Source organism: Caldinitratiruptor microaerophilus, assembly GCF_025999835.1.
GTDB classification, from domain to species: domain Bacteria; phylum Bacillota; class Sulfobacillia; order Symbiobacteriales; family ZC4RG38; genus Caldinitratiruptor; species Caldinitratiruptor microaerophilus.
This window is the reverse complement of the sequence record NZ_AP025628.1, coordinates 1083625-1100291: the sequence shown is the minus strand read 5'-3', so window position 1 is coordinate 1100291 and position 16667 is coordinate 1083625. Positions and strand designations below refer to the sequence as shown.

Sequence of the window (16667 nt, the reverse complement as noted above, 5' to 3'; positions counted from 1 at the left end):
GCTCGTCCTCCCGTGCCAGCGTCGCCCCAATTATACCGCAGGCTGGCACGGAGCGGGCCGCAGCCGGCGAAAGGGCTAGCCGCCCGGGGCCGTCGCCGCCACGGCCGGGGGGACGAGGTGCAGGCGGAACCGGAAGGCGAACCCGCCCCGGAAGTCGGTGATGTTGACAAGGTATCCGTCGGGGCCCGGCGTGTACGTCAGCAGCGGGTGCCTTGCGAAGCGGAGGATCGGCCCGAGCGCCGGATCGGACTCCGCCGCCCGGACGACGGGGTCACTCCTCAGGGGCTTGTAGTACACGGCATACTCCGACGGTGTCCCGAACGGGTGCACCGCGCCCAGCCGGAACGCCTCGGGGGTCTCCACGACGTACTCGTAGCGGGTCAGACGCCAGTACGCCGGCTGCATGCTGGCGGAGAGCACCGGCCCGCTCGCCGCGTAGGTGCGGACCACCCGGCGCAGGAGCACCTCGTGCGTGACGCCCCGGTACCCGATGAAGAGCATGGCCGCGGCCAGCCCGGCGCCGAGCCAGCGCCGTGCCGCGGCCGGGCGCCGCCAGGCGACGAGGGCGCCCAGGAGGAGTGGCAGGACGATGAGGGGTTCCGTGAGCGCGATCCAGTCCAGCGCGTAGAACGTGTTGTCCCACGGCAACAGGATGCGGGTCCCGAAACTCGTGATCAGGTCGGCGAAGAGGTGGCCGACCAGGACGGAGACGAGGCTCCAGCCGAACACGGTGCGCGAGCGGGCGCGGGGCCACCGCCACCGGGCGAACACCGTGAGCAACCCGGCGAAGACGACCGCTGCGGGCACGGAGTGGGTGATCCCCCGGTGGTAGACGATCTGGTTCACCGGGTTGCCGGGAAGCAGCACCACGTCGATGTCCGGGAGGTTGGCCCCGAGGACGGAGGTCCAGCGCACGGCCCGGACCGTGACGGCCTCGTCCGGACCGGTCCCCGGCCGGCGCAGCGCGGTCAGCGAAAGTCCGAAGAGCGTGTGGGAGAGGGTGTCCATGCGGTCCCTTCCGTTCCGCCGTTCTGAAACCCGAAGGTAGGTCTACGCTCATCCTAACGAACGATTGGCGTTGAACTCAATTGTATAGTCGTTACCTGGTCTGGTATCCGCTGGTTAGCGGAAGGATGCCCAAGCGTACGTCCGGCCCCCTATCAGCAGAGGGTACGGCGCGGAGAGGTTGCAAGAACTGCAGTACTCCGTGGCCCCCGTGGAGACTTCAACGCTTGGGCGGCCGAGCGTGGTGACCCGAAGTCCGACATTCCGTCAACTGCGGGGCGGGCTTCTGCAGATTTTGCAGACACCCGCGGCGGGGAGATCCGCAGAAATCGCGATTGGTGCCTCCGGTGTTGACCCGCCCCGGCGGCCGGGGTACGGTACGTGCGCGCGTTCGGCGCTGCAGCACGTCCACCCCAGGGCTGGCGGTACCCGCACACCGCGAAGCGGGGCCGGCGACCGGCCCCGCTACGGCGAACCCAGGCGACCGCACCCTCCCGGACAGCCCGCCCCACCGCCGGGACGGAGCCGGCCGGTCACCGCGAAGTTCAGGATGTCGCTGATTCGCGCCACCAGGCGGTCGAGCTCCGCCCTCGCCTCCTGGTGCGCCACGATCAAGGGGTGGTTGCGGTACTGCGCTTCGACGGCCAGGAACTCCCGCACGACCCTGGCCCGCTCGGCCGGCGCGAGGAGCCCGGCGGAGGCCACCCTGCGCCTCAGCTCGCCATGGCGCCGCACCAGGCGGACCGCTTCCGGGTCGGCGAGGAGGGCTTCCTCGGTGGTGCGAAAACGCTCCACCTCGGGCGTGCGGGCGAGCGCATCCGCCAGCTGCCTGGTCAGGAGCCAGACGTCCGACCGGGCCATGCGGGCTGCTCTCCCCTTCCGTCAGCCGGTCGCCACGGCAGCCTCGACGACCGAGCCCTCGAGCGTCCAGATGTGCGCCTCCGTGATCCGGACCGGCACCAGGCGGCCGATGAGGTCGGCGCTGCCGGGGGCCGTCACCAGCTTGTTCCCGCGGGTGCGGCCGTACACCCGGTCCGCCTTGCCCTTGTCGAGCCCCTCGACCAGGATCTCCTCCACGCGGCCCACCATGGCCTGGTTCTTGGCCAGGCTGACGCGGTTCTGCAGCTCGATGAGCCGCTGCAGGCGCTCCTTCTTGACCTCCTGCGGCAGCTGGTCGGGCAGCGTGGCCGCCTCCGTGCCCGCGCGGGGCGAGAACATGAACATGAAGGCGGCGTCGTAACCCACTTCCTCGACCAGGGACAGGGTCTGGCGGAAGTCGTCCTCGGTCTCGCCGGGGAACCCCACAATGATGTCCGTGGTGATCACCGCATCGGGCATCCACTCGCGGATCCGGCGGACGAGGTCCAGGTACTGGCGCCGGTTGTAGCTGCGCCGCATGCGCCGCAGCACCGCGTCGGACCCGCTCTGCACGGGCAGGTGCAGCCACTCGCACACCTTGGGGGCCCGGGCGATGGCCTCCACCATCTTCGGGGTGAAGTCCTTGGGGTGGTTCGTCGTGAACCGGATCCGCTCGATGCCCGGGCTCGACTGGTCGAGGAGAGTGAGCAGGTCGCCGAAGTCCGTGTATCCCAGGTCCTTGCCGTACGCGTTCACGTTCTGGCCGAGCAGGGTGATCTCCTTGTAGCCCTGCCGGCCGAGCTCCTGGACCTCGGCGACGATGTCCTCCGGGAGCCGGCTGCGCTCGCGGCCCCGGGTGCGCGGGACGATGCAGTAGCTGCAGCGCTTGTTGCAGCCGTAGATGATGGTCACCCACGCCTTCAGGGTGCCCGCCCGCTGGACGGGGAGGCGTTCGGGGATTCCGTCCGGCCCCATCGACTCCCACACGTCCACCACGGTCTCGCGTTCGTGCCGCGCTCGCTCGATGAGCTCCGGCAGCTGGTGGATGTTGTGGGTGCCGAAGATGAGGTCCAGGTGCGGGAACATGCGCAGGAGGCGCTCCGTCTGGCCCTCCACCTGTGGCAGGCACCCGCACACCCCGACGACGAGGTCCGGGTTCTTGTACTTCAGGGGCTTGAGCTGGCCGATGCGCCCCAGGGCGTGCTCCACGGCGCTCTCCCGGATGGCGCAGGTGTTGAACAGGAGCACGTCGGCCTCCTCGGGCCCGGACGCCTGCGCGTAGCCCATGCGGCCGAGGATGCCGTACATGATCTCCGTATCGTGCTCGTTCATCTGGCAGCCGAACGTCTCGATGTAAACCTTCGGATCCAGCCGCGCGTGCAGGCGCCGGGCCGTGTCCGGGTCGAGGTTCAGCGCGCCGGCAAGACGAGCCCCGCCTGCCCGGTCCGACTCACCGGGCGGGGTCAGGGCGAGATCGATCTCGCGGTCCATCCGGCACCGCCCTCCGGGCAAACCGATAGACGGGCTACTCAGCCCGCCTCCGAGATGTCAAGCGAATTATATCATGCCGGCTCCCCGCTGGCGAACCGGCCGCCGCTCGGGCAGGGCGGGAAGATCCTGGTGCGCCGGGCCGGGCGCTTCCTGCTCGCTCTTACGGGCGGGCAGCAGGGCCTGCCGCAGGTCGTCCCACCGGGCCACGACGACGCCGCCGATCACGAGCGCCACCCCGGCCCACTGCTGCAGCCCCCACCGTTCCCCCAGGATCAGGCGGGCGCCGGCCGCCGTGAACACGGGGCCGAGATTGTTGAAGAGGGCAGCGCGGGCGGCGCCGATGCGGCGCACCGACCACACGTAAAGGGCGTACCCCGCGCCGTTCGAGACGGCCGCCGCGTACAGGAGCGCCAGCCACGACCCCATCGGGACCGCACGGAAGTCCTGGGCCAGGAGCGCCGGGAAGTTGACCGCGACCAGGCCGGCGGCCGCGAAGATCATCGCCACCGCGGTCACCCGCAGGGGGCTCACCACGCGGACGAGGGGCAGCGCCGCGACGGTATAGATGGACCACGTCGTGACCGCGCCGGCCAGCAGGAGGTCGCCCGCCGTCAGGGAAAGGCCTCCGGCCTGGGCGCTGAGCACGGTCACGATGCCCGCGGCAGAGATCGCGGCGCCCAGCACCATGCGCAGGCTGACCCGCTCCAGCCCGACGGCGGCGCCGATGAGCGCGACGAGCACCGGCGCCAGGCCCAGCCAGGCGCCGGCGTTGCTGGCCGTGCTGCGCGCCAGGCCGTTGATGAAGAACAACTGGTTGAGCCCGTTGCCGATGATGCCGAGAAGCGCCACCCGGGGTAGGAGCGGCCTGGGCACCTGCAGGCTCCCTTCCACGCCCAGCACCAGGGCGCCCAGGAGGGTCGCGCCGAGCGAGAAGCGCACCGCGTTGAAGGCACCGGGGGTGACCCACCCCGCCAGCGCCCCCTTCATGAGGACGTTGTTCAGCGCCCAGATCAGGACCACCAGGACCATGACGAGGTCCGTGAGCCACCGGGCCAGGAAGGACACGGCACCATCTCCGCTCGGACATCCCTCACTCGCCGCACATCTTGCAGTGTACGAAACTTCCTGCGAGTGAACAACACCGGCCGCAGGCATTTGCCGGCGGTGGGTCGCGCCGGCACCCCCGGTTTCCCCTCGAAGGTCGGTATATCCTCGCCGCCCGCCCGAATATGGTGGCGGTAAACAGGGCTACCGGGAAGGCAGCAGTGGCAGCTCCGACCCTTTACCGGTAGCGATGCTTGTGTTACCGTAGGTCTTGGGTTTGTCCTACGCTGGGAATTGCAGGGGAGTAGCGGCCGGCCCCGAGGCCGGTACGGCAGGCCGTCAGTACGGCACGAACAGCCCGGTCTGTCCGCCCGCCTGCCCAGGCAGGGATCACGGGACGCAAGACCTGCACGCCGGTGGCGTGCAGGTTTTATTTCTTGGGAACCGCGGGAGGGTGGGGTGCCGATGTCCCATGAGCTGTGGCTTTGGGTCCCGTTCACGATCATGATCGTGACGGCGCTGGCGGTGGACCTCGGGGTCCTGAACCGGAAGGCGCACCGGCCGTCCACACGGGAGGCGGGGCTGTGGGTGCTGGTCTGGGTCGCCCTGGCCCTGGCCTTCAACGTGTTCGTCTACTTCTGGGAAGGTCCCGAGCGGGCCCTGGAGTTCCTGGCGGGTTATCTCATCGAGTATTCCTTGAGCGTGGATAACCTCTTCGTATTCATCATGATCTTCTCGTATTTCCAGGTGGCGCCGGAGTATCAGCACCGGGTGCTCTTCTGGGGCATCCTGGGCGCGGTGGTCATCCGCGGCATCTTCGTCGCCGCCGGCGCCGCTCTCTTCGAGGCGTTCCACTGGATTCCGTACGTGTTCGGCGCCTTCCTGGTGTACACCGGCGCCAAGATGGCCCTGGCCAGGGACGAGAAGCTGGAACCGGAGGCCAACCCCGTGTTCCGCTGGGCCCGCCGCGTCCTGCCCCTGACCGAGGGGTACGAGGGTGAGTTCTTCCTGGTCCGCCGCGCCGGCCGCCTCCTGGCGACCCCTCTCCTCCTGGTCCTCATCCTGGTCGAGACCACCGACGTCGTGTTCGCGGTCGACTCGATCCCGGCGGTATTCGCCGTATCGCATGACCCGCTGATCGTCTACACCTCCAACATCTTCGCCATCCTCGGCCTCCGGTCGCTGTTCTTCCTGCTGGCCGGCATCATGGACCTCTTCCGGTTCCTGAAGTACGGCCTTTCCGTGATCCTGGCCTTCGTGGGCGTGAAGATGCTCATCGCCGGCTTCTACAAGATCCCCATCCTGGCGTCCCTCGGGGTCATCTTCACGGTGCTGGTCGTGTCGGTCCTCGCGTCGGTCCTCATTCCCGCGCCGGCGCACGAGCAGACGGCGGCCAGCGGCGCCGAGGATCCCGCCCGCACGCACACGGGCTGATCCCGCTGCCCGTCACGGCCCGGGCGGGTGCCCGGTTGGCGCACCGCCCGGGCCGGCCGCGTCCGCCGGCGGAGCCCAGGACGCGCGGGCAGGCTCGGGGGCAGGGCCGGGCGCTGCCGGGGGTACCGGGGGCGTCCACGCCGGTACCCCATCGCCCTGCACGGGCTCGGCCGGGGCAGCCGGCGCACGCGGCTCCCGCGGGGCGCGGGCCGGCCGGGCCAGGAGGCTATGCCGCCGGCCGTAGGCGAAGTAGACGGCCAGGCCGATCGCCAGCCAGACCCCGAACCGGGTCCAGGTCAGCACCGGCAGCCGGGACATGAGGTACAGGCTGGAGACGACCACCCCGAGCGCGGTCCAGGGCATCCCCGGGGTCCGGAAGGGGCGGCGGGCCTCCGGGCGGGTCCGGCGCAGGACCCACACGCCCAGCCCCACCGCGACGAAGGCGGAAAGCGTTCCGATGTTCGCCAGCTCGGCGACCACGGAGATCGGGAGGAAGCCCCCGATCACCACGGCCACGGCTCCGGTCAGGAGCGTGCCCGCCAGGGGGGTACCGGTGCGGGGGTGCACCCGGGAGAAGATCGGGGGGAGCAGCCCGTCCCGGCTCATGCTGAAGAAGATGCGGGACTGGGCGAAGGTGACCGCGATCAGCACGCTCAGGAGCCCGACCTCCGCCCCTGCGGACACCACGCCGGCGGCCAGGCGCTGGCCGTGGGCCAGCAGGGCCATCGCGACCGGCGAAGCGGTGTCGAGCCGGGGGTAGGGCACCATGCCCGTGAGGACGAGCGAAACGGCGAGATACAGCGAGGTCGCCACCACGAGCGCCCCCAGGATGCCGCGGGGCACGTCGCGCTCGGGGCTTCGGACCTCCTCGGCGGCCGTGGCCACGGCGTCGAAGCCGACGTAGGCGAAGAAGATGATCGCCGCCCCCCGCGCCACGCCTGCCCAGCCGAACGGCAGCAGCGGCCGCCAGTTCGCCGGGTCGACGAAGCGAATCCCCACCGCCAGGAAGAGCAGGACGACGGCGAGCTTGAGGCCGACCATGACGCGGTTCGCCCGGGCACTCTCCCGGGTCCCCAGCGCGACCAGGGCCGTGACCGCCACGCTCACCAGCATCGCCGGGAGGTTCACGAGCCCTGCGGGCGGCGGCTCCGTGAGCGCCGGCCGCAGGGTGACCCCGGCGGCCCGGAGGAGGTCGACCAGGTAGGACCCCCAGCCGATCGCCACGGCCCCCCCGGCGACCGCGTACTCCAGGATCATGTTCCAGCCGATCACCCACGCCACGATCTCGCCCAGGGCGGCGTACGCGAAGGTGTACGCGCTCCCGGAGACCGGCACCATGGCAGCCAGTTCGGCGTAGACGAGCGCGGCGAGTCCGGCGACCAGCCCGGCCAGGAGGAAGGAGAGCGTGACCCCGGGGCCGGCGTACCGCGCCGCGCCGACGCCGGTCAGGACGAAGATGCCCGTGCCGATCACGGCCCCGATGCCCAGGACGCTCAGGTCGACCCACCCGAGCACCCGGCGGAGGCCCGCACCTTCGGCCGGCGCCGGTTCCGGGTTGCGGGTGCGGAACAGTTCCCGGAGAAGTCCCACCCGTTCTCCCCTCCGCGGACTAGTATCACCGGGCGGTATCCGCCAGTCTCGCGCGACGCGAACCCACCGGGGCGAACGTCCGCCCCGGTGGGTTCCGCGCCGTGCCTTCGGGCCGGTGGGCGCCTCAGGCGGAGATACCGGCCGCCCTACTCCTCCGCGAGGGCGAGCTCGCAGCGGGCCGCCAGTTCGAAGTCCTTCTCCGTCACTCCCTTCTCGCTGTGAGTCGTGCACATGAGCGTCACGGACCCGTACTGCAGGAGCACGTCCGGGTGGTGGTCCAGAGCCTCGGCGATGGCCGCCACCCGGTTCACGAACGCCAGCCCGTCGGTGAAGGCGCGGAACGGGTAGCGCTTCTCGATCCGGCCGCCCGTATACGTCCAGCCCGGAAGCCCCTTCAGGCGCTCACGGACCTCCGCCTCGCTCAGGCGCACCGCACATGCCTCCCCTCGGAGTGGTGTCCCGGGTGCCCGCTCAACCTGCAGCGCCGCGGGTTCTGGCCGGCTCTGCCGGGGCCGGCCGGACGGCCGCCTGCCCGTGGCCGTGGAAGCGCTCCCGGATGAACTGGGCGAGGTTGGCGGCGGCCGGTGACAGCCGCCCGTCCCGGCGCAGGATCATGCAGGTGGTCCGGGCGATGCGGGGCAGGCCCTGGACCCGGACCTCCACCAGCTTCCCCTCCTCCAGGTCGCGGCGGGCGGCGGAGGCCGGGACGAGGGCGATTCCCAGCCCCAGCGCGGCCATGGCCTTGGCCGCCTCGTGGCTGTCGAACTCCATCAGCACCTGGGGGTGGATCCCGAGCCCCTCCAGGGCAGAGTCCACGAAGCTCCGGTACCGGCTGCCGCGCTGGTAGCCGATCACCGGCAGGCGGCCGAGGTCTTCCATGACCACCGGGTGGGGCAGCGGGAAGCGGGGCTCGGGCGAGGTGACCACGAGCACGGGATCCTCGTAAAGCGGGACGCACTCCACGCGCTCGTGGCTCACCGGCGCCGTCACCAGGCCGATGTCGATCTCATGGCGGAGGAGCAGGTCCAGGGTCTGGGCCATCGGCGCCGTCTTCACCATGAGGCGGACGTGGGGATACGCCCGGGCGAAGTCGGCCAGAAGGTCCGGGAGGGTGTAGAGGCCGATCGTGTGCACCGAGCCCACGGTCACCAGGCCCACGTCGGGGCTCTTCATGGCCTGCACCGTGGCCTGGCAGTCCAGCACCGCCTGGTGGATGCGCTTGGCGTAAGCGTAGACCGCCTCCCCCGCGGGCGTGAGGTGTATCCGCTTGCCGTCCCGGTCCAGGAGCTGGATGCCGAGGAAGGCCTCGAGGCTGCTCACGTGCTTCGTGACGCTCGGCTGGCTCAGGTTGAGGGCCTGCGCGGCGCGGGTGAAGCTGCCCGTCTCGACGACCCGGGAGAACGTGATCAGGTGCTGCAGCAGCATGGTGGCCATCATTCCCTTGGGTTATCCGCTGGATTCCACCCATTCATTTGAAGTATACCAGGCCCTGCGCTATCCTCAAGGACGGAAGGACCACCGATCCAGGAACAGTAAAGCAACAGGGCGCGGACCAGGTCCTTCTGCCCCTCCCCTCCCATTCGGGCGGCCGTACGGCCGCCCTGTTCATTCCCGTGCGTGGTACAATAGGACTGCGACCCGGACGCGCCGCCCCTGGCGTGCCCCGACTCGCTTGTGCAGGGGAGGTGGCAACCGTGACCCCGAACCGGGCGGAGCGGCCCCCGCACAGGGCCGTCACACCATCGCTCAGCCTGAGGCACGTGCCACCGGACCTCGACGAGGAGCCGGCGTACCCTGACGACCCGCTCCTGGGGTGGACCCACAAGCCGGAGCCACCGCCCGGGCTGCGCCTTGCCGACGGCCCCTGGCCGCCGGCGCGGCGGACCCGCGTGGGACCGAGGGTGTGATCCGGGGCGTGCAGGCGGGCACGCGGTGGCGGCACGGGCGGGCGGCCGGATCGACTTCCGGCCGCCCGCCCTCTCTCTGCCTCGCGGAGCCTCAGCCGCCCGCGGCGGCGAGCCGCCGGGCCGTCGCCACCAGGGTCCGCAGCCCGACGGCCGTGGCGCCCTCGTCCGCCTCGGCCGTCTTGTCCCTCAACCACGCGGTGGCCGCGATGTCCATGTGGACGGTCGGCACCCCGCCGACGTGCTGGAAGAGGAAGACCCCGCCCTGGATCGTGGAGGCCTCCCGCCGCCCCCCGTTGGTCATGTCCGCGACCGGCGACCGCAGGAGTTCCCGGTAGTCCTCGTCGGACGGAAGGCGCCAGCCCCGTTCCCCGGCCTCCTCGGCAGCCGCCGCGACCTCCTCGTACCAGCGGTCGTCGTTGGCCAGGAGGCCGAAGCGGACGCTGCCGAGCGCCACCGCCACGCCGCCCGTGAGGGTGGAGATCGTCACCAGGCGCCGTGCCCCTTCCCGGACGGCGTAGGCCAGGCCGTCGGCGAGGATCAGCCGGCCCTCGGCGTCCGTGCTGCGGATCTCGACGGTCTTGCCGGACAGGCCCCGGATCACGTCGCCCGGCTTGTAGCTCGCGCCGTCGGGCATGTTGTCGGTGGCCGGCACGACCGCCAGCACGTCCAGGGGCACGGCGAGCTGCGCGATCGCCCGCATGGCCCCGAGCACCGCCGCGCCGCCGCACATGTCGAACTTCATGTCCCACATGTTCTCGGACGGCTTGATGGAGATCCCGCCGGTGTCGAAGGTGAGCCCCTTGCCCACGAGCGCCAGCGGCCACCCGCCGCCGGCCTGCTGCCCGGAAGCCGCCCGGCCGGAGTTCCGGCCGCCGCGGTGCCGGAGCACGATCACCCGCGCCGGTTCCGCGGAGCCCCGGTTCACGGCGAGGAGGAGGCCCATGCCGAGCCGCTCCGCCTCCTCGGGGCCCAGCACCTCCGCCTCGAGCCCCGTGTCGCGCGCCATGGCGACCGCCTCGTCCGCCAGCATCGCCGCCGTGAGGCGGTTCCCTGGCCGGTTGCCGAGGTCCCGGGCCCAGGCCGCCGCCTCGGCCAGCAGCCGGCCGGTCCGCGCCCCTTCGGCCATCGCCCGGGCCCTCTCCGGGTCCCGCTCGACCAGGAGGAACGCCTCCACCTGGGGGCGCTCGGGCTGTGGCTCCGTGCGGTACCCCGCGAACCGGTAGAGGCCGTGCAGCGTCCCGTCGACGGTGAACTGGGCGGCCCGGGCGGGGTCCAGCCCGCCGATCCCCGCCCCGTGAGCGATGGAGGCGATCCGGGTGGCGCCCGACGCCCGGGCGGCCCGCGCCGCCAGGGCCGCCACGCGGAAGACCTCCCGGTACCCGAACCGCGCCGCCTGGCCCAGGCCGGCCACGAGCACCTTCCGGGCTCGGATCCGGCCCCCAGTGTACAGGATGGCCGTCTCACCCCAGCGCCCGGTGAGGTCCCCGGCCCGGATGGCGTCCGAGATGAGGCCGCCGAGCGCGGCGTCGACCGCCCCCGTGGCCCCGCCGGGGCGGGTCACGCCCTCGAAGAGGTTGACGATCAGGACGTCGCAGTCGATGTCGGTGATGTTCCCGGTCACGACCTGCACTTCGGTCATGGCGTCTCCAGCCTCCCCGGCGCTTGGACTTCCACGCGCGCCCGGCGCGTTCCTCCGCCCAGGCGGCGCCGGGAGCGGTTCTGGGCGCACATGGAGCGCCGCCGCCCGGCAAACCGGGCGGCGGCGCGTCCGCGTTCCCTAGCGGGGCTGGACGATGAGCTTGATGGCGGTGCGTTCCTCACCGTCGATCTTCAGGTCCGTGAAGGCCGGGATACAAATGAGGTCCATCCCACTGGGGGCCACGAACCCCCGGGCGATGGCCACCGCCTTGACTGCCTGGTTGAGGGCCCCGGCACCGATGGCCTGCAGCTCCGCGCACCCCTTCTCCCGGATGCAACCGGCCAGGGCGCCCGCGACCGCGTTCGGGCTGGACTTGGCAGACACCTTTAGCACGTCCACGGCAGGATCCTCCCCCATTCCTTCCCTCTGCCGGATGAAGCTCTGGTCCGCACCGGCTGACTTCAATCCGAATTGTCAGGGTCGTCCGGCTGCTCGTGCTCCAGGATGCGCCGGATGCCCAAGGCCTTCCCCGTCCCCGGGTCGACCGTGATCACCACCGCCGACAGCACCGCCGGGCCCCTGGCCACCTCCAGGCGGACCGGCAACTGGGTCAGGAACCGCTGCAGCGCCTGCTCCACGTCCATGCCGATGACCGAGTGCTGGGGCCCGCACATGCCCACGTCGGTGATGTACGCGGTACCCCCGGGGAGGATGCGCTCATCTGCCGTCTGCACGTGCGTGTGGGTTCCGACGACCGCGCTCACCTTGCCGTCCAGGAAGTACCCGAGGGCCGCCTTCTCGGACGTGGCCTCGCCGTGGAAGTCCACCACGATCACGGGGGTGATCTCGCGGAGGCGTTCCACCTCCGACTGGACCACACGGAACGGATCGTCCGGGTGGAACGGGAAGAAGACCCGTCCGTGCAGGCAGACGACCGCTGCCCTGCCGGCGGCCGTGTTCACCACCGCCGAGCCGAAGCCGGGCGTACCCGCAGGCAGGTTGAGCGGCCTCAGGAGCCGGGGCTCCGAGTCGATGTACGTCTGGATGTCACGACGGTCCCAGGCGTGGTTGCCCAGCGTCACGACATCCACCCCCAGGCGCAGGAGCTCCTGGGTGACGGCCGGGGTGATGCCGGCCCCGGCGGCGGCGTTCTCCCCGTTCACCACGACCAGGTCCGCCCCGTGCTCCCGCCGCAGGGGCCCGAGACGGCGGGCCAGGAACTGCCGGCCAGCCTTGCCGACGACGTCGCCGAAGAAGAGGATGTTCAAGCTCTTACCCCCACCGGCAGGATTATAGCAGAGTGCCAGCCGGTGGGGCGGCTCCCACCTCCCGTGCCGGACCCCACAACGCCTTCACGACGAATTACGCAGCGACCCGCCCCCGGGTTCGCGCCGGCAGTCCCCGGGTGTTTTCTATGCCGCCTTCCCGCCGCGCGTGACCGCGTTTATCGCACCTGTCGCGTCGGAAACGCAGAGGGGCCGCACCCCGCACGGGGGCGGCCCCTGCCCTGCCGGCGGCCGAGCGCCCGGCTCAGCGCGCGTACTCCACCGCGCGGCTCTCCCGGATGACCGTGACCTTGATCTGGCCCGGGTACTCGAGCTCGTTCTCGATGCGCTGCGCGATCTCCTTGGACAGCTTGATCGCGCCGAAGTCGTCCACCCGATCCGGCTTGACCATGATCCGGACCTCGCGCCCGGCCTGGATGGCGTACGCCTTCTCGACCCCTTCGAAGGAGTCCGCGATGGCCTCCAGCTTCTCCAGCCGCTTGATGTAGCTCTCGAGGGTCTCCCGGCGCGCCCCGGGGCGCGACGCCGACACGGCGTCCGCCGCCGTGACCAGGACCGCCTCCACGGAGCGGGGCTCCACGTCCCCGTGGTGGGTCTCCATGGCGTGGATCACGTCAGGGTGCTCCCTGTACTTGCGCAGGAGGTGCACCCCGATCTGCACGTGGGAGCCCTCCATCTCGTGGTCGACCGCCTTGCCGATGTCGTGCAAGAGCCCGGCCCGGCGAGCGACCTCGGCGTTCACGCCCAGCTCGGACGCCATGATGCCTGCCAGGTGGGCCACCTCGATCGAGTGCTTCAGGACGTTCTGGCCATACGAATAGCGGAACCGGAGCCGGCCCAGGAGCTTCACCAGCTCGGGGTGCAGGCCGTGCACGCCGGTCTCGAAGCACGCCGCTTCGCCCTCTTCCCGGATCCGCTGCTCGATCTCCCGCTGCGCCTTCTCCACCATCTCCTCGATGCGGGCCGGGTGGATCCGGCCGTCGGCGATGAGCTTCTGGAGAGCCACCCGGGCCACCTCGCGGCGGATCGGGTCGAAGCCGGAGACGACAACGGCCTCCGGCGTATCGTCGATGATGAGGTCGATGCCCGTCAGGGTTTCCAGGGTCCGGATGTTCCGGCCCTCGCGGCCGATGATCCGGCCCTTCATCTCGTCGTTGGGCAGCTGCACCACCGTGATGGTGGTCTCCGACGTGTGGTCGGCGGCGATCCGCTGGATGGCGGTGGACAGGATGTCCCGCGCCCGGCGTTCCGCCTCCTCGCGGGCCTGCTGCTCGATCTCCCGGACCAGCCGGGCCGCATCCTGGCGGGCCTCCTGTTCGACCTGCGCGAGGAAGAGCCGCTGCGCCTCCTCCTGGCTGAGCCCGGAGATCCGCTCCAGTTCCGCCCGCTTCTGCTGTTCGAGGTCCTGGAGCACTTCCTGCTGCCGCTGGAGCTCCCGCTCCCGGCGTGCGAGCTGCTCCTCCTTGCGCTCGAGGCTCTCGACCTTGCGGTCCAGGTGCTCCTCCTTCTGCACGAGGCGGCGCTCCAGGCGCTGGATCTCCGCCCGGCGCTCCCGGAGCTCGCGCTCGAACTCCTGGCGCTGGCGGTGAACCTCTTCCTTCGCCTCCAGCACTGCCTCCTTGCGGTGCGCTTCCGCCTGCCGCTGGGCCTCCTCGAGGATCTCGCGCGCCCGGGCCTCGGCGGCCGCCACCCCGCGCTCGGCCTGCACCTTGCGGAACAGGTAGCCGGCGGCGGCCCCGGCAACGAGCGCCACCGCTGCGATCCCGATCGTGATACCTGCCGTCGTGCTCTTCACCCCCTCCGGTCCAGGGTCTCTGCCCGTGTGAGCCTATGAGCAGAGAAAAAGAAGAAGCCGAACCTGTGCGATCCGGTTCGGCATGGATCGTTCCCATCGCGCGGCCGACCTGGGTCATTTTGCTTATGTCGCGGGACGCCCCCCGGGGGCTCCCGCCGGACGCGGCTTCGCCGCAACCGCCATAAACAAAATTCGTTCCGGTCGTGCAACCCTCCGCCGGGCGTAGTTCCGGAAGTCCGGACCGTGTTTCCGGCCACAGCGGGTGCAGTGTGCACCCGGATATGTTCCGTCGCCCGATAGGGCGGCAACGGGGCCACGCTACAGACCCTGCTGCCGATCTATGCAGAACCTGATGGGGGATCACATGCCGACGCGAATCTACGCGTTAGCATACCGCCCGCAGTTCTCTTGTGTCAAGATTCGCCTCCCACGGGCGCTGGGCCCGCCATACCGCCCGAGAGCGCCAGCGCGACCCAGCCGGGGAGAGGGAATCCCCCCGGCGCCCCCGGGTCCGGCGGCCCCGGCCGCAGGTAGCGCGGCCCCACGTGGAAGTGGAAGGTAGCGTTCACGTCCACGAGCAGGCGCTCCCACGCCCGGCGGCGCGCCCTCTCTCCCGCCGACAGCAGGTCGTGCACCTGCCACAGGGTCACGAGGAACTCCTCGTAGACGGTGGCGAGGTCGCGGGCCAGGGGCCGGCGCACCTCGGCGGGGAGCCCCTCCGCCTCCATCCGGAGGTCCAGGCGCTCGTACAGGAGGTGGCGGCGCTCGTAACGCCCCTCCAGCTTGGGAGCCTCCTCCGGGGGCGGCGCCGGCGTCACCGCCCCGGCACCCGCCGCGGCGGCGGGAGGCCAGTCGTCGGGGTCGAGGCGCAGGCTGTCCAGGAGGACGAGAAACGGCCGCTCGCTCCAGTCGACGGCGGCCCACGCCGCCCGGCACCAGTCCGCCAGTTCGTACAGGTGCAGGGACAGCTCTCCGGCCGGCGCAACCAGGAGGGATTCGGTCACCTGCACGAGATCGCAGGCGGCCAGGTACAGCCGTGCGAGGCCGTGAGCCGGAAGGAGGCTCAGGTGCGCGTCGAAGCCGGCCTCCCGCAGCCGGCGCCAGATGCCGAGCGCCAGCGTCGCCTGCCCGCGCTGGCGGAGCGCGCGGTGCTCGGCTTCGTCCCACCAGTGCAACGGCGCCCCGCCTCCCGGTGCATACTGCTGCGAGGGGGATGAATCGTGAGGCTAGACCCCGGTGAGCGCAGCATCCTGGCCACCTTTGGCCAGTATCCCCGGGCCGTCGCCGCCCGGGAAGCCCTCCTCGGGGCCGGGTTCCGGACGGTCCAGGTGGACCGGATCGGAGCCGGGGGTTACGACCCCGAGCCCGACCGGGCCCGCCTCCGCACGGGGGAGACCCCCACACAGGGGGTCGTGTGGCAGGACGAGACGGGCAAGCTGCCCGGCGACGACGTCCGACCGCTCGTGGCGGCGATGCCCGAGGTGAGCGGCATGGCCGGCCCCCTCGTGGCCGGGGGCCATGGCGTCCTCCTCACCGCGGTGGTGCCGGAGGAGCGGCTCGAAGAAGCCCTGGACATCATCCGGAGGCTGGGCGGACGCTGCTGAGGCCCGGCCGGGGCTTCCCGGCGGTCAGTCCGCGCCCGGCGCCCGGGCACCGCGGCGTGCCCCCCGCCGCCAGGCCCAAACCGCGGCGTAGAGCACCGCCAGCAGCCCGCCCACGAGGAGCAACTCCTCGAGGTAGGCGAGCACCAGTTGCCAGTTCTCACCGAGGAGGTAGCCGGCCGTGAGGGATGCCGCCGCCCAGGCCCCGTACCCGACCAGGCTGAGGATCAGGTAGCGGCCGAAGGGCATCCCGGCCATCCCTGCCGGGTAGCCCACGAGTGCGCGAACGAGGGGCACGAATCGTCCCAGCAACACCGCCCAGGTGCCGTGGCGCGAGAGCCACGCCTCCGCCAGGCGGACGTGCTCCGGCCGGACGCCGAACCGCCGGCCGGCCCCGAGCAGCCACCCGGTGCCGACCGCAGCCCCGATGCGGTAGCTGAGGGTGGCGCCGGCGAGCGCGCCGGCGAGGCCCGCTCCCAGTGCCCCCAGAAAGCCCAGGTGTCCCCGCCCCGCGAGGTACCCGGTCAGGAGCCACGTGGCCTCGGAGGGGACGGGGATCCCGCTGTTCTCCAGCAGCGCGTTCAGAAACGGGACCAAGAGCCCGAACCTGCGAATGAGCTCCCCGGGGTCCACGGAGGTCCTCCTTCAGAGCTGGCGCAGGCGCGCCCCGAACTCGGCCAGCAGGAAGTCCACCGCCTCCCGCAGGCCGGCGGACTCGGCCTCCCCCCGGGCGGAAAGCTGTACCTGGTTGTTGCCGCGGTGGATGAACACGGTCAGGAGCCCGCCGTCCTCGAAGGAAAAGCACCACATCGGGTGGTCCTGGTCACCGTGGTGGGCGCTGGGAACGCCCAGGATGGACTTCGCGATGAGGCGCGCCGCCCGCTCCTTCCCACGGGTGAGTTCCTTCCACTCGTTCTGCCGGTACTGAAGCGGCCGTAGCCCCCGGGAGTAGTCGCCGAAGAGCTTGTGTTTCAACAAGGCGGTCATGGTCACGGTCGTCAACTACGGGATCCCTCC

At 71.3% G+C, this 16667-nt stretch carries 17 protein-coding genes; 3 read left to right on the top strand and 14 right to left on the bottom strand.

Annotated features, from left to right (window positions below):
• Positions 1-75: 75 nt before the first annotated feature.
• The 4 genes from caldi_RS05345 to caldi_RS05330 form a co-directional block, all read right to left on the bottom strand.
• Positions 76-1008 (bottom strand): metal-dependent hydrolase, encoded by a 933-nt coding sequence (locus caldi_RS05345; RefSeq protein ID WP_264844072.1) that lies wholly within the window; start codon positions 1006-1008, stop codon positions 76-78.
• A gap of 462 nt (positions 1009-1470) precedes the next feature.
• The gene (locus caldi_RS05340; protein ID WP_264844071.1) at positions 1471-1866 is read right to left on the bottom strand and encodes a YlbF family regulator; all 396 of its coding nucleotides are present in this window, start codon (positions 1864-1866) and stop codon (positions 1471-1473) included.
• A 21-nt stretch (positions 1867-1887) separates the two neighbouring features.
• Positions 1888-3354 carry a tRNA (N6-isopentenyl adenosine(37)-C2)-methylthiotransferase MiaB gene (gene miaB / locus caldi_RS05335; protein WP_264844070.1) on the bottom strand — a complete coding sequence of 489 codons (1467 nt, stop codon included), beginning with the start codon at positions 3352-3354 and terminating at the stop codon, positions 1888-1890.
• A gap of 66 nt (positions 3355-3420) precedes the next feature.
• On the bottom strand, positions 3421-4419 hold the full coding sequence (locus tag caldi_RS05330) for a DMT family transporter (protein WP_264844069.1): 999 nt from the start codon (positions 4417-4419) through the stop codon (positions 3421-3423).
• Positions 4420-4863: 444 nt separating this feature from the next.
• Between caldi_RS05330 and caldi_RS05325 the strand changes: the two genes are divergently transcribed.
• Positions 4864-5832, top strand: coding sequence for a TerC family protein (locus caldi_RS05325; RefSeq protein ID WP_264844068.1), 969 nt, complete (start codon positions 4864-4866; stop codon positions 5830-5832).
• Between the two features lie 12 nt (positions 5833-5844).
• Here the strand turns inward: caldi_RS05325 and caldi_RS05320 are convergent, their stop codons facing one another.
• The 3 genes from caldi_RS05320 to caldi_RS05310 all read right to left on the bottom strand — a co-directional run bounded on the left by caldi_RS05320 (position 5845) and on the right by caldi_RS05310 (position 8859).
• The gene (locus caldi_RS05320; protein WP_264844067.1) at positions 5845-7422 is read right to left on the bottom strand and encodes an amino acid permease; all 1578 of its coding nucleotides are present in this window, start codon (positions 7420-7422) and stop codon (positions 5845-5847) included.
• Positions 7423-7568: 146 nt separating this feature from the next.
• The gene (locus caldi_RS05315; protein WP_264844066.1) at positions 7569-7853 is read right to left on the bottom strand and encodes a 4a-hydroxytetrahydrobiopterin dehydratase; all 285 of its coding nucleotides are present in this window, start codon (positions 7851-7853) and stop codon (positions 7569-7571) included.
• A gap of 40 nt (positions 7854-7893) precedes the next feature.
• Entirely contained in the window at positions 7894-8859 is a 966-nt protein-coding gene (locus caldi_RS05310) for a LysR family transcriptional regulator (protein WP_264844065.1), read from the bottom strand.
• Between the two features lie 257 nt (positions 8860-9116).
• Here caldi_RS05310 and caldi_RS05305 point away from each other — a divergent pair, with 257 nt between their 5' ends.
• Positions 9117-9329, top strand: coding sequence for a hypothetical protein (locus tag caldi_RS05305; protein ID WP_264844064.1), 213 nt, complete (start codon positions 9117-9119; stop codon positions 9327-9329).
• A gap of 91 nt (positions 9330-9420) precedes the next feature.
• On the opposite strand, the gene caldi_RS05300 is transcribed toward caldi_RS05305, so the two are convergent.
• The 5 genes from caldi_RS05300 to caldi_RS05280 all read right to left on the bottom strand — a co-directional run bounded on the left by caldi_RS05300 (position 9421) and on the right by caldi_RS05280 (position 15224).
• On the bottom strand, positions 9421-10968 hold the full coding sequence (locus caldi_RS05300) for a leucyl aminopeptidase family protein (RefSeq protein WP_264844063.1): 1548 nt from the start codon (positions 10966-10968) through the stop codon (positions 9421-9423).
• 138 nt (positions 10969-11106) lie between these two features.
• Complete coding sequence (locus caldi_RS05295; protein WP_264844062.1) at positions 11107-11367, bottom strand: stage V sporulation protein S; 261 nt, start codon at positions 11365-11367, stop codon at positions 11107-11109.
• 62 nt (positions 11368-11429) lie between these two features.
• Entirely contained in the window at positions 11430-12236 is an 807-nt protein-coding gene (locus tag caldi_RS05290) for a TIGR00282 family metallophosphoesterase (protein ID WP_264844061.1), read from the bottom strand.
• 262 nt (positions 12237-12498) lie between these two features.
• Positions 12499-14049, bottom strand: a complete 1551-nt coding sequence (gene rny / locus caldi_RS05285; protein WP_406568101.1) for a ribonuclease Y — start codon at positions 14047-14049, stop codon at positions 12499-12501.
• 413 nt (positions 14050-14462) lie between these two features.
• Positions 14463-15224, bottom strand: coding sequence for a hypothetical protein (locus caldi_RS05280; protein ID WP_264844060.1), 762 nt, complete (start codon positions 15222-15224; stop codon positions 14463-14465).
• 45 nt (positions 15225-15269) lie between these two features.
• Between caldi_RS05280 and caldi_RS05275 the strand changes: the two genes are divergently transcribed.
• A complete protein-coding gene (locus caldi_RS05275) occupies positions 15270-15653 on the top strand; it encodes a hypothetical protein (protein ID WP_264844059.1) in 384 nt (127 codons plus the stop codon).
• A gap of 24 nt (positions 15654-15677) precedes the next feature.
• Here the strand turns inward: caldi_RS05275 and caldi_RS05270 are convergent, their stop codons facing one another.
• Positions 15678-16283: a DedA family protein gene (locus tag caldi_RS05270; RefSeq protein ID WP_264844058.1), complete on the bottom strand. Its 606-nt coding sequence runs from the start codon at positions 16281-16283 to the stop codon at positions 15678-15680.
• 12 nt (positions 16284-16295) lie between these two features.
• Positions 16296-16652 carry a hypothetical protein gene (locus tag caldi_RS05265; protein ID WP_264844057.1) on the bottom strand — a complete coding sequence of 119 codons (357 nt, stop codon included), beginning with the start codon at positions 16650-16652 and terminating at the stop codon, positions 16296-16298.
• Between the last annotated feature and the right edge of the window lie 15 nt (positions 16653-16667).